This window comes from Colwellia chukchiensis, assembly GCF_002104455.1.
Classification (GTDB): Bacteria; Pseudomonadota; Gammaproteobacteria; order Enterobacterales; family Alteromonadaceae; genus Cognaticolwellia; species Cognaticolwellia chukchiensis.
Map to the genome: position 1 here is coordinate 24073 of NZ_NBOC01000006.1, position 14690 is coordinate 38762.

Consider the following 14690-nt stretch of genomic DNA (forward strand, 5'->3'; position numbering starts at 1 on the left):
TTGTCAAAACGTGAAGAACCCGAAATTCCAACCATTACGCTCGACCAAGATCAAGTGAAAGCTAATCGTAAGCCGGATATCAAAGCAAAACAAAACCCACAGGCAAAGCTAAAGGCTCAGGAAACTAAGTCGCTTTCAATGCCATTTAAAATATTGTTAATTGCTCCTTATATTGGCTTAGCTCTTGCGGTTTGGCACTTTGACCAACAACAACAAAACCAAGCGATGCAAGTTAATGCTAGCAATGAAAGAATACAACTTTTAGAAAATCAGCTCTCAGCCACTGGCGAAGAAATGGGTGAGTCAACCGTGGCATTGAAAGTAAAGCTTGAAGCTATTAGTGAGAAAACAGAATTATTGCTGTCTGAAATGGATAAATTATGGGCATCAGCATGGCGTCGTAATCAACAAGAAATAAAAACGTTAAATTCACAGCGTAATGACTTAGCACAGCAGCAACAAAAAAATATCAGTGCACTAGCTCAGCATAATGAACGTTTAGGTAATTTACAGGATAAAGTAACTGAAACTGAATTTGCCATCAACGCCGTGTCTGAGCAGGTGATCGCCGCGACACGCTTAAAAACAGACATTGATGAGTTAGCAACGGAAGTAAACACCTTAGCCGCTGCTGCCACCAGTCGCGATAAAAAACAAATCATAACCGCAACCAGTATCAATGAACTGGACACCAGCGTACAGTTATTGCTGGAAAGAATTGAGCGCTTAGAAGCTAGGTTAGTAAGATAAGGCTTTTAAAAATTTATAGACCTTTTTGCAAAATTGACTTATGACTAAAATTTTTCAGCACAGCTCTCGCTGTGCTTAAATTTACGGTAAGTGCTAGGGTTATCATGGCAATATTATTGCTAACGCATGATAACCCAGTGCTATACACCTTAGTTACAAAAGTTACAAAGCCGCAACTATCTCCTTAATAAGTTTCGGCCCTTGATAAATGAAACCCGTATAAACCTGCACTAAACTAGCGCCAGCAGCTATTTTTTCCTGTGCATCAGCGGCGCAATCAATACCACCAACACCTATAATCGGCAGTTTATTATCAAGTGCTTTAGCGAGCAATTTAATCACTTTTGTACTTTGTTGCTGTACTGGCTTGCCGCTCAAGCCCCCTTGTTCATTACCAAAAGGCAGATGAGCAACTTGTTCGCGCGCTAAGGTAGTGTTAGTCGCGATAACGCCGTCAATGTTATTAGCGATCAGACACTCTGCTATAGAGCTGACTTCCTCGGCTGATAAGTCTGGCGCTATTTTCACCGCAATTGGTACATACTTTTCATATTGTTCAGCTAAGTTCGCTTGCTCAGATTTTAAACTTGCCAACAGTTCATTTAGTGCTTCGCCATACTGCAAAGAACGCAGACCAGGGGTATTAGGTGAGGAAATATTTACCGTAATATAGGAAGCAAAGTTATAAACTTTACGCATACAATGAATGTAGTCATCTTTGGCATTTTCATCTGGCGTATCTTTATTTTTGCCAATATTAATCCCTAAAACGCCACGAAAATTAGCACTTTTTACTTGCTCAACAAGATAATCAACGCCATGGTTATTAAACCCCATGCGGTTAATAATGGCATTGGCTTCTGGCAATCTGAAAATACGCGGTTTTTCATTGCCAGGTTGCGGGCGCGGTGTCACCGTACCCACTTCAACAAAACCAAACCCCATAGCATCGAATGCGTTAATGCACTCACCATTTTTATCTAGTCCTGCGGCCAAGCCAACGGGGTTTGGAAAGTTTATGCCCATAACGTCAACCGGCTTATTAACGACCGTTTGTTTATATAAATGATTAAGTGGCGTAGCTCCAGTGGCCTTAAAAGTTTTTATCGTCCACTCATGAATAGTTTCAGGATCGATTTTAAAAAATACCTTACGAATTGCTGAGTAGAACATAATACCTCTTTAATTGACGCTGCTAAAAACTGCGCTTTAATCTTACTGTTGAAAAATTGGCAAAAAAAATCCCCGTTTATGGCGGGGATTTTAACACTAATTTAATGAAGCTTAATACTTATTTCACTGGATCACAGTGCAAACTTAACAGCATAAGTTCACGCAAAGCAACTGAGAACTTGGCAAACTCATGAGTTTTACCAATTCTAAAGTCAGCTAAAATATGCTGCCAACGCTCAAGTGGTTGTGCACTTTCGACAAGCCAGCTTTCTAACATCTTATCGACGTCAGTTTCACCTTCGCTGCTGCGTAAGATCACCGACGTTAATGAGCGTTGCTGCCAATCTAGTTCTTCTCTAAAAGACGCTCTAGCGAGTGCTTGCCAATGATTGTTCACTGGTTGAGAGGTAATTTGATCTAAGAACCAGTGTAAATCAAGGCGAGTGCCCAATTTAAAGTACAGATCAGTTGCTAACTCAGTCGATACCGCTTCAGATTTAGAGATTTCTGCTAAGTCCATCGCAGAGAATAATGTGCTTAATAAAGACACTCTTAACGCCAAAGACTCAGGTACACCGGCATTAACTAAGTCGTTTTCTACACGCTTAATCTGCGCGGCTTCATCTTCTGCCATATATTGACTAATGGTATTAGATAGCTCTGCAAATGTTGCATGATAAAACGCAATTGACTCTGCAATGTTCAAGGCTTTATTACGATGGCGTAAGAACCAACGTGTTGCACGACGCACGGTTCTGCGCAATTGGAACAACATTTCGGTTTGTATCGCTGTCGATATCTTGTTATCTAAGTTCGTCACTTGCTTCCAAATATCAGACAACTCAAACACGGCACTAGCCATAGCGTAGCAGTTGGCTATTTCTGCCGTCGTTGCACCTGTTTCTTCTTTCATACGATGAACAAAGTTAAAGCCCATGTAGTTACCAATGCTATTGGCTAACTTAGTGGCAATAATTTCCGCCCGTAACGGATGCTCCTGCATCTGTGCGCTGTACTTATCTTGTAGCTGCTTAGGAAACGCTTCAATAAGCAATGATTGATGATATTCGTTGTCAGTTATTTCAGGGTCTAATAACTCTTCTTTTAATACCATTTTGCTATACGCAAGCAGTACTGATAGCTCAGGGCGAGTTAAGTTTTTACCTAAGGCTAAGCGTTCAGCAATTTCTTCATCACTTGGAATAAACTCTAACGCTCGGTCCAACTTACCTGAGCGCTCAAGTTCAGTAATAAATTGCGCTTGCTCTTTTAAGGCACTACCACCTCGTAATTCGGTAACCGAAAGCGAGTGTGTTTGGCGGTAACAATCATCTATAACAATATCGCCGACTTCATCGGTCATGTCATAAAGAATTTTATTACGCTGCTTAACGGTTAAGTCACCGTTTTGCACTAAGCCATTAAGCAATATTTTGATGTTAACTTCATTATCAGAACAATCAACGCCACCGGCATTATCAACGAAGTCAGCATTAATACGACCACCTTTTGCTGCAAACTCAATTCGGCCTAAATGAGTAAAACCTAAGTTACCCCCTTCACCGACTACTTTAGCTTGCAGGTCAGCACCATTAATGCGTAGCGAATCGTTAGCACGATCACCGACTTCAAGGTGTGACTCTTTAGAGCCTTTCACATAAGTACCAATACCACCATTCCATAAAAGATCAACTTTCATCTTTAATATGGCTTGAATAAGGTCATTTGGTGCCATGCTTTGTTTTTGTGTACCTAGCATTTTCTTAATTTGTGGTGTTAGCTTGATCGACTTAGCCGAGCGGTCAAAAACGCCACCACCTTCAGAAATTAATGCACTGTCAAAATCCGTCCATGAGCAACCAGGAGTATTAAATAAGCGCTCTCGCTCTTTATAGGTTGTCGCTGCATTAGGCGCTGGATCAATAAAGATATGTAAATGGTTAAATGCCGCCTGCAAACGAATGTGCTTAGATAACAACATACCATTACCAAAAACATCACCTGCCATATCACCAATGCCTACCGCGGTAAAGTCAGTGGTTTGACAATCGATATCCATTTCACGGAAGTGACGTTTTACTGACTCCCATGCACCACGAGCGGTAATACCCATACCTTTATGGTCATAACCTACGCTACCGCCTGAGGCAAATGCGTCACCTAACCAGAAATTAAACTCGTCTGCGATACCGTTAGCAATATCAGAGAATGTTGCCGTACCTTTGTCGGCAGCAACAACTAAATACGGGTCATCATCGTCATGGCGCACAACATTGGCTGGCGGCACAACTTCTCCGGCAACAATGTTATCCGTAATATCCAACAAACCGCGAATAAAGGTACGATAGCATTCTTTACCTGCAGCAAAGATTTCGTTTCTGTCACCATTGGGTAGTTGTTTACAAACAAAGCCACCTTTAGCGCCTACAGGCACGATAACGGCATTTTTAACTTGTTGTGCTTTGACCAGACCTAATACTTCAGTACGGAAGTCTTCACGACGATCGGACCAACGTAAGCCACCACGAGCCACTTTACCACCACGCAAGTGAACACCTTCAACTTGTGGCGAGTAAACAAATATTTCAAATTTAGGCAACGGCAAAGGTACGTCAGCAATTTGCTCTGGCAAGATTTTGAACGAGATATAAGACTTTTCACCCGTTTCCGGATCAGGCTGAAAGTAGTTGGTACGAATTGTCGCGTTAACCATTTCAACGAAGCGACGAATAATACGGTCATCATCTAAGTTAGCCACATTATCGAGCGAAGACTCAATACTTGTGATCACTTTTTCAATCGCTTTTTCATTCTGCTTTTTCGCTGGCGAGAAGCGCAGATTAAAGAGCTTAATGATAAGTTTTGCTATCTCTGGGTAGCGTGCAAACGTATCTTCAATATAGTTTTGGCTAAATGTACCACCAATTTGACGTTCGTATTTCGCATAAGCGCGTAAAATAGAAACTTCACGACCACCTAGTTCAGCACCTAAAATTAAACGGTTAAAACCATCGTCTTCTAGTTGTCCGGTCCAAACTTTGGCAAATGCATCTTGGAATAAACTTTGCACTACTTCTAAGTTAAACTGGCCTTTACCAGTTAAAAGCATTGAGAAGTCTAAAATCCAATACACTTCACCATTTTGGGCTTTTACCGCGTATGGGCTTTCACCTATAACACGCAAGCCAAAGTTTTCTAACATAGGTAAAACGTCAGACAAATGCAGCGGCTCACCACTGTGGAAAAGTTTTAACTTCACGAATCGGCTGTCAGCGCTTTCTTCTTGTGGTTGATAAAACAACATTTCTAGCTGATTGTCAGGTGATAATGCTTCAAACTTCTCAATATCGACAATCGCCGTACCGGGTAATACTTCATCTTTATACGCTTGTGGAAAGCTGGTATATTTTCGGCTTAACGCTTTGCCTTTAGCTTCGCCTTTATGTGTGTTTAAGGCATCTGCTAAATTATCATCCCAACTACGAGCGGCATGATTTAAGTTCTTTTCAATTTCTTTCACGTTGATATCTGCTTTGGTTGAGTTTACTCGAACAATATAATGTGTACGCGCTTGTGCAGACTCAGAGAAGTAAGTCGTAAACTCAACATCTTCAGTACTGCCTAATGCTTGCTGTAACAACTTTTGTGTGGCGACCCGCAATGCTGTGTTATAGCGCTCACGCGGCACATAAACCATACATGAATAAAAGCGATCAAATGCATCTCGGCGCATAAACAAGCCGGAATAGTCACGCTCTTGCATCTGAAATACACCCAACACGTTTTTTAATAACTCAGCAGGTGAGCTTTGGAGTATTTCGTCTCGAGGGTAAGTTTCAAGAATATTGATTAACGCTTTGTAGGCGTGAGTGCCTGCTGCAAAACCTGAGTCTTTACAAACACCTGCCACTTTAGTTTTAATCAGCGGTAAATCTAAGGCACTATTGGTGTAATAAGCCGAGCCAAATAAACCGACAAAACGATCTTCGCCGATGACATTACCTTGCGCATCAAAGCGCTTAACACCGATATAATCTAGATGTGCAGGCCGGTGCACACGCGATTTGGCATTTGTTTTTGTTAAAATCAGCAGGTTTTTGCCTAACGCAACTTCTCGCGCTGACTCACTAAGCGTAGAAATAAGGCGATCTTTCGTACCTTCATATTGACTCATTAAACCAAGGCTAGAGTCAACATTTGCGGTCAGCGCCATATCACCTTCTAAGGTTTTAATATCATAAGAGCGATATCCAAGTAAGGTAAAATTATCGGCTAGCACCCACTCTAAAAAGCCAATGCTATCAAGTTGTTCTTCTTTCGAACAAGGTAATGTTTTAGCTTGCTTAACTTCATCAATAACTTCTGATAAGCGAGTTTGCATTGGACGCCAGTCATCAACAGTTAATGAGATTTCGCGCACTACAGAATGCAGTTCTTTACTAATTTTATTAAATACGGCATCGTCATTTTGACGATCAATCTCGATAAAAAATACAGTTTCTACCGATGTGGATTTAAATGACTGATCTACCGCAGCAGCTAAGGCGCTAATATTTTTACTTTTATCGCGAATTATTTTAATAGGAGAGTTAAGCATTAAATGCGGCGTAAGGTTTAGTCTACTTAGCGCAATCCTTACCGAATCAACCAAAAACGGCATGTCTCTAACGATAATTTCGATTATGGTATGACTAGATTTCCAACCATGCTTAGACACCTGCGGATTGAAGACTTTGATAACAGGTTTATCATCTTGGTGATCGTTTAACGTATTCCAAAGACTTAACGTCGCACCATACATATCACTGTCATTACGATGTTCTAAATCTAAGGTTGAAATATTTTTATATAGCAATTCAGCAAATTGTTTCACAAGTGGAGCTGTTGCTGCTGGAACTTTTTTTTCTATTAACTGTGCTACGTTCGAAAGTATCACAGAGGGTAAACCGTCTACTAACGCCATGCCTTTTTCCTTTTGGATAAAACGCTTGAAAAATTATTTACATTTACAGTCTGATATTTCTTGATACAAAGAATAGACTATCTGGGCGATCATATTAACTATCTCGCGGGATTGCGAGCAATATTTTAGATATATTACTTTAAAAATTGTGGCTTTATGTAACTCAAACAGCGACAAAATTTATTTATTCAGTAGTTATAAATAGAAAATGACCTTTCGGTCATTTTCTTGTTTAATTATGCACTATTTATTTTTAAAAAATAGCTAAATTATTTTCGCTGTGGCCACAGAAAAGCAGCAATAGCTGGTAGTACCAGCACAGCGGCAATCATATTGACCAAAAACATAAAGGTTAATAAGATGCCCATATCAACTTGAAACTTCAAATCTGAGAAAAACCAAGTTGAGACACCGATCGCAAGTGTAATACCTGTGATCAGCACCGCACTGCCCCGCTCTTTCAAGGCATCAAAATAGGCACTTTGCACGCTAGCGCCGTGTCGTAATTTTACGCTCATGGTTGACAGAATATAAATACCGTAATCAACGCCTATACCTACCCCTAACGCTATCACTGGTAGCGTTGACACTGTAAGGCCGATATTAAGCTCTGTCATTAACCATTGTGCGAGCGTCGATACCACATACAGTGGCAAAACCACAGCGATAGTGGCTCGCAAACTTCTAAAGCTTAATAAGCACAAGGCAATTACTGCGCCATAAACATATAGCATCATAGGAATTTGGGCAGCCTCTACCGCTTCATTCGTGGCCGCCATTACCCCAACAGGGCCTGAGGCAAGCTTAAATGCTAAAGTGTCATTCTCTAGCTCACTAGCCACTTGCTTTGCGGCATCAACGACGCGGTTAATGGTTTCTGCTTTATGATCCTCTAAAAATAAAATCACTGGCATAACACTACAGTCGCTATTTAATAAGCCACTGGACGATGGTACCCGAGCGATAGATTGCACTAAGGTTTGCTGATTACGCGAAAGTACTCGCCACTTTGGGTTGCCTTCGTTATAGCCAGCATTCACAATTTTAGCGATGGACGCTAAACTAACCGCAGATTGTACCCCTGCAATGTTTTCCATCCGCCACTGGAAACGATCGATAATATCCATCTGATCGTAATAGGTACAAGCATCTGCTGTGGTTTCTACAATCACCGACATATAATCAACACTAATTGCGTATTTATCCGTGATCAGAAAGGTGTCTTGGTTATAACGCGATGTTTCATGCAATGACGGCGCACCTGCATGCAACTCGCCAATCTTCATGTTTTGCGCATAATACAAACCAACAGCGTATAACAAGGCAGTAATGGCTAAAATAACCACTGCAAATTGCCGTGTTGCCACAGCAGACATTAAACGCCAAACTTTATCTGAGGCTGGCTGATTATTCGTTTGTTTTGATGTTTTGCTGTCTATACTCAGGTAAGAAATCAACAGAGGTAAAAGGACTAAGTTGGTTAAAATAATCATAGCCACCCCCAAGGATGCGGTAATGGCAAGCTCGCGAATAATACCTATATCAATTGACAATAATGTCATAAAGCCCACGGTATCAGATAGCAAGGCAATCCCCCCAGGAACTAGTAGCAATCTAAAACTTAATTGCGCAGCTTCTTTGCTTGTTTTACCGTTTTTGACTATTTTAGCGACCGAGTTGATCATCTGCACGCCGTGACTAACCCCAATAGCAAAAACTAAGAACGGGACCAGTATCGACATAGGGTCAAGGCCAAAACCTAACGTTGATAACATACCTAACTGCCATATCACAGCAATTAATGAACAAGAAATTGGCAACACGGTTAAGGCTAACGAACGACAAAACCAAAACACCATTAATGTGGTAATAGCGATAGCAATGGCAAAAAAGGTGACGACCCCTTTAGCGCCATTAGCAACATCACCAACCATTTTAGTAAAGCCAATAATATGAACTGAAATATTGCCCTGTTCGAATTCGGCACGAATCTCATTTTCGAGTTGCTCAGCAAGCACGATACTGTCTAGCTTTTTCCCGGTATTAGGGTCTATTTCCATTAACGACGTTTTTACCATAGAGCAGCTATAATCGTCGGCGACTATGCTGCCAACAATACCGGCTTTTTCGATATTGCCTTTTACGATCGCTAAGCCCGCTTCATCTGGCTGAAAATTTGCAGGGATCACTGGACCACCGGCAAAGCCATCTTCTACAATTTCAACAAAGCGCGTACTAGGTGAAAATAACGATTTAACCTGAATGCGATCTACACCGGGAATAAAAAATAATTTATCGTGTACGCCTTTTAAAGCCGTAAAAAATTCTGGATTGAAAATATCTCCGCTACTGTCACAAACGGATATTAAAACATTATTGGCGCCACCAAAATTTGCTTGGTGCTTCAAATATGTTTTCATATAACTATGGTTAAGCGGGATATGCTTGGTAAATGCGGCATCAAGCTTTATTTGACTGGCTTGAAATAATAAAAATATGCTGGTTAATGCAAAAATAACCAATACAACAAGGCGGCGACGAAACAGTGTCGCTTCAACGATATTTAATAAAGAGTTTAAATTCATGACAGTTACTTCGTTACCTTAATGGTTTTAATACCTACATCTGAGACCGCAACGATATTATTTTTATACCACACACCGGCGATCAGTGCTTTACCATCTTTTTGTATATGCTTAGTAAAGCTAGCACCATCGTCTTGACTTTCGAGCACAACACCATTATTGCCAAGAATAAATATTCGTTGGTCATCGCTAAGTACAATAGCACTTAACAGTGCGGTAACATGACTAGAGCTCTGTTGCCAAGGCGTGCCGTTTCTGAGGCTGCGAAAAATATGACCTCTTAAGCCCACAACCAATAAATTACCTTCTTGGGTGCGGTTGATATCATAAAATGAACCTTGGTATATCTCATCGAACTTTTGCCAACTAACGCCAAAGTCATTACTTTTAGCAATTAAACCTATTTCTCCCACCAAATATAAGGTTCGGCCATCAGCAACGACACGGTTAAAATGAGGTAAAATACTGCCTTGCTCATCCAAGTATGCTTCTTCATCTTGACTTTTTAACTCGGCTAAATACGCTTGATCTTCTGGGTAAAGAAATTCATTGTGATATTCAATTTGCCAGTTTTCTCCGCCATCTTGGGTCCGATAAAACAAGCCATATGCTCCCACGGCGATACCATTATCGACATCGTGAAACAAAACATCTAATAAAGGTTTTTGCACATGAGGCAAGTGTTGTTGTATTTGCCAGCTTAGACCACCATCTTTGCTCGCTAAAATTGTTGCGTCATGACCAACAGCCCAACCGTGCATTTCATCAACAAAATAAACAGCGGTTAATGTTGTTTGTACAGGTACTTGTGCTTGCTGCCATTGCACACCGTCCGATGATAATAGAATATGACCGCGCTCACCAACCACCACCAACTTATCTTGACTAACCAAGGTTATATCGAGCAACAAAGATTTGCTGGCTAAAGGCGCATGCCTTGCGTCAAGGGTTTGTGCGCTAAGAATAGGTATTATAAAAATACTAAGTAAAATAACAAAAAGGCGCATAATTTAATTAAAGTGCTCCATCAACAGGAATAATATGGCTAAAAAACCTCAAAATAGATAGTAATGTAATGAGTTCATATAAAGCGCTATGCCTATTACTACCAAGTCTCTGCCTTTAGCTTAGCTAAAAAAACAAAGAATTAAAATTATTAATCGTATGAATAAGTTAAACAAAAACGGCTAGCAGGTGCCAGCCGTTTATCGAGGTTTTAAACTTATCTTCGACCTTCACGTCGCAGCGCCGAAGAGGTAAAGTCTACATCTTTCAACTCTGCTGAAAAGTTATACATTTCCGCTTCATTGTCTAGTCCCATAGCAATATAGCGACGAGATTGTAAATCATGAAAGACTTCTAACGTTGACCACTGAGTAGGTACTTCATAATAGTTTATGCCATGGGCAACACCGACACGATAAAGTTCGTCGCGGTTATCATAAATATCAGTGACCGCAATTTGCCAGCTATCTTCGTCTATGTAAAATACGCGCTTCTTGTATGTATGACGCGTATCAGATTTTAAGTTCGCTTCAACAACCCAAACTCTATGTTTCTCATATCGTACTAGCTCTGGGTTGATATGCCCTGCTTGCAAGATTTGATCATACTTTAAATCATCACTATGTAAGCGGTAGTCATTATAAGGAATTAACAGCTCTTGCTTGCCTTTTAATGTCCAGTTGTAGCGATTTGGCGCGCCATTGAACATGTCAAAATCATCGGTAGTTCTTAAGCCATCTGATGCTGTACCTGGCGCATCGTAGGCAACATTAGGTGCACGACGAACGCGGCGTTGCCCAGTATTATAAGTCCATGCCTGACGAGGCGTTTTAATTTGGTCCATGGTTTCGTGTACAAGCAGCGCGGTACCAGCCAAACGTGCTGGCTCTGTCACTTTTTGTTTAAATTTAAACAAAATATTGGTTGCTTGTAATTCTTCTGCCTTTACGCCTTTAACGCCGTATGGAATAAGCAATTGATCATCAAAACCCATATAAGTGTAATCACCGGAAGCGGTTGGCGCAGCTTGACCACCTTGACGGGTGATTTTTTCACCACGATAACGCAAAATATGGTTCCAGATAGCTTCTAAACCATCTTTCGGAATTGGAAATGGCACGCCGACCGCAGCCTGCACGATACCATTACCGTTTTGTACTAATTCTGCTCTGACTGCATTGTCCAATGTTGCTTGATAAACATGCGCTGGGTATGAGGCAGAACGACGGGTTTGATAGACATTCATTTTGTAGCTATCAGGATAGGTTTCAAATAGCTTTATTTGTCCTGGCGTCAACAAGCTTTTGTATTGCGCTAAGTTGCTGCTGGTTATGGTGTATAAAACTTTATCATCGGCAAAAGGGTCTATGTGGTGATCGCCAACTTTATAGCCAGCCGGAGCTTCAGTGATGCCACCAGTCCAAGCAGGAATAGAACCATCAGCACTTGCTGCACGCACAGCACCAAAAGGCGTTAATTCTTTTTGTAGTTTAGCCGCCTCTTGTTCAGTGATCTTGGCGTTCGCTGTTGTTGATGCCAACGCTATAGTTACCGCTAAAGACACCATAGTCGCTTTATTAAAGCTATTTTTTAAAATATTTTTCATGAAAAGAATCCTCACACTGCCTTAAATAGAATACTTAATGTTAAAAGACACGTAATCGCGATCTTCCATTTGATTAGTGGTACCTACGCCACCAAAAAAGCTGTTATAGCTTATGTCAGCTGACCAACGGCTTTGATAATCAAATCCTAAGCCTAATGACACCGACTTTCTGTCTTCGACAAATAAAAACAATGGGTCTGGGGTAATACCATTAACATCATGTGAAAACACCACTTTAGGTGACACATTAATACCAGCAAAGACATCGTTATAATCTAACTTACTTACAAAGCGATAGCCCCAAGCAAATGCACTAGGAAACGGATTGGTTTCTACGCCATCTTGTAAAGCGATTTCTAAGCCTTCTTTACCTGCAACGCCACCGTTTCTCGCGGTACCAGGGCCATTTAGGCGTAAGACTTCTTTATCTGGCATATCGCGAATATCGATACCACCCACTTCCAATAAAGTAACCAATTGGCTAGCGCCAAAGGTTGGTCCCCATAAATGGGTAAAGGTCATTTGTGCTTGAATGGTATCTGATAGCACAAAGCCATTAGCGCGTGAGCCACCTGCAAAAACCGGCATCTGCGAAATACCATCAAGTTCATCGCGCCCTAAATCATTGGCTAATTGTTGTGGCATGGCAGCAAACAACAACTCAACGTCATCAATTTGTAATGGTTCATCTTGACGGAAGGTCACTTCACCTGCCACTGAGGTAGTGCCAATAGCTGTATTAAAGCTTAATGCGTATAGTTTAATATCTTCTATATAGTCGAGTTGTACGCGTGAAAATGCTTGTAAATCAGTATAATTGTCATGAGTAATTTCGGTTGTCGCTAACATGCCAACATCATGGGCAAGTGCTGCGCCGCTAAAGTCTGCTGTAATACCAGAGAATACCGGACGACGACTGTGATAATTCATGTGATATAAACTAATTTCAGTATCATTAAATTCAGGCAGGAACCAAGATAAACGCAAACCATATTGGCCACCATCTTCCGGTTCATTTTCCGCATCAGCTTGACGCAAGGTTAATTTAGTTGGAAAGCCACCTACATAGGCACTCGCCGCATCAGCCATAGCAACATTGCCATTGAGAATTTGTTCACGCAGAACATTTAAGTTGCTGATCATCGAGTCCAGATCCATGTCTGGATTACTGGCAAAGTTTAATTGTACGTTGTTAAATTGACCACCATCGCCGGCAAAGTCATTAGTTGAGAAATAACTTCCTGGTGCTGGTAATACCGTTTTTTCCCAATTGTATTGGTAAAACATTTCTACGTTAAAGTTTTCAGAGACCCCAAGTGAAGCCCAGACAGCGCCAAAAGGAATAAAGGCTTCTTTTAATTCAGCACCTGGCGCTTTAAGACGAGCAATGTCAACAGGGTTAAGCTCACTGATACCGTGAGAAATTAAGGTACTCTCACCCCAGCTAATCACTTGTTGACCGATACGAACTGAAAACGGCATTTCTCCTAGGTCAAAATCACCATAAACAAAAGCATCAAGTAATCGAACATCACGACAAACTTGCTCACGCGCCTCACTGTCTCGACATGGGTCATTAACTTTACCAGAGCTCGGATTAGTCCATGCGCGGTCACTATCCATCATGGCAAAATCATAAAAATACATACCACGGGCAAAAAAGCCTAGGTTTTCATAACGAACATCTAATTCGTGTGAGCCCTTAATCAATTTTGAAAAGCTTTCACCAGCGTTAAAGTTGAGGTTACCATTATCACCATTGGTGGAGTAACTGCCCGCTCCATTCCATACCGTAGCGGCATTTGGATTGACATTTAAGATGGGGTGATATTGGCTAAAATCAAAACCATTGTTGGCATTGTTTGATTTGCCGACATTGTCATTCCAATTACGGTTTTCTACCCGCCAACTTGTACCGGCAGAAAAAGTGGAGTCAAAGCTGATATCAAAGTCTCCTAACTGAAAGTTTTTTGCCTGCACATTAGCACTAGCTATGGTCATTAAAGCGGCGGCAATACTTAAAGCCAGAGGCTTTTTGTAAAAACCGTTGCGAAGGTTTTGTTTCATTTCTTTTCTCCCCAGAGGTGATGCTGTATTTTTATTTTTATCTGAAACCCAGTTGGTTATAAAACAATAATTACATCATTTTACACAAGTGGCAAGTGCTAAAACCTGACTTAAACCCCTTTATATTAAAGACTTGCCATAAAATAAGACGCGAGACCAAAAGCATGTTTTAAACACCCGTTTAAAACATGCTTTATGTTTATATCGGGATACGCATATAGTAGACAGAAATAACACTTATCATAACATCTTCTGTACTCAAGCTTTTCGCTATGATGGTCTGACCACTGTTTAAAGCAAAGGCTCTAATTATGCAATTTTATTCAGCGAGATAAATTTATTGTGCTTGGTCTGTAAACAAAACTGCCCTTTTATACCGCCTGCCGTTAAAAAAGCGCGCAAGTGCATCGCGGGAAATTCAAGGGTTAATCCCTGCAATGTGGTAACTTTAATAACTCGCACTTGGCCTTGGTAATAAGGTAAAAAGTCTTGGCTGGTCATATTCAAGTTAAAATAATACTTCATCGCTAGGCTCTGTTAT

At 40.9% G+C, this 14690-nt stretch carries 8 protein-coding genes; 1 reads left to right on the forward strand and 7 read right to left on the reverse strand.

Going from position 1 to position 14690, the window contains the following annotated elements:
- Positions 1-750, forward strand: a complete 750-nt coding sequence (locus B6K83_RS08770) for a hypothetical protein (RefSeq protein ID WP_085284561.1) — start codon at positions 1-3, stop codon at positions 748-750.
- 162 nt (positions 751-912) lie between these two features.
- Here B6K83_RS08770 and pyrD read toward each other — a convergent pair whose 3' ends face one another.
- From pyrD to B6K83_RS08805, 7 genes are all read right to left on the reverse strand, one after another.
- The gene (gene pyrD / locus B6K83_RS08775) at positions 913-1923 is read right to left on the reverse strand and encodes a quinone-dependent dihydroorotate dehydrogenase (RefSeq protein WP_085284562.1); all 1011 of its coding nucleotides are present in this window, start codon (positions 1921-1923) and stop codon (positions 913-915) included.
- Positions 1924-2041: 118 nt separating this feature from the next.
- Entirely contained in the window at positions 2042-6886 is a 4845-nt protein-coding gene (locus B6K83_RS08780) for an NAD-glutamate dehydrogenase (RefSeq protein WP_085284563.1), read from the reverse strand.
- A gap of 269 nt (positions 6887-7155) precedes the next feature.
- On the reverse strand, positions 7156-9471 hold the full coding sequence (locus B6K83_RS08785) for an efflux RND transporter permease subunit (RefSeq protein ID WP_085284564.1): 2316 nt from the start codon (positions 9469-9471) through the stop codon (positions 7156-7158).
- 5 nt (positions 9472-9476) lie between these two features.
- Entirely contained in the window at positions 9477-10382 is a 906-nt protein-coding gene (locus B6K83_RS08790; RefSeq protein ID WP_233143891.1) for a WD40/YVTN/BNR-like repeat-containing protein, read from the reverse strand.
- A 311-nt stretch (positions 10383-10693) separates the two neighbouring features.
- Positions 10694-12043 carry a DUF1329 domain-containing protein gene (locus tag B6K83_RS08795; protein WP_085284681.1) on the reverse strand — a complete coding sequence of 450 codons (1350 nt, stop codon included), beginning with the start codon at positions 12041-12043 and terminating at the stop codon, positions 10694-10696.
- Between the two features lie 60 nt (positions 12044-12103).
- Complete coding sequence (locus B6K83_RS08800; RefSeq protein ID WP_085284566.1) at positions 12104-14149, reverse strand: DUF1302 domain-containing protein; 2046 nt, start codon at positions 14147-14149, stop codon at positions 12104-12106.
- A gap of 309 nt (positions 14150-14458) precedes the next feature.
- Positions 14459-14674, reverse strand: a complete 216-nt coding sequence (locus tag B6K83_RS08805) for a DUF2835 domain-containing protein (protein ID WP_085284567.1) — start codon at positions 14672-14674, stop codon at positions 14459-14461.
- Positions 14675-14690 lie beyond the last annotated feature (16 nt).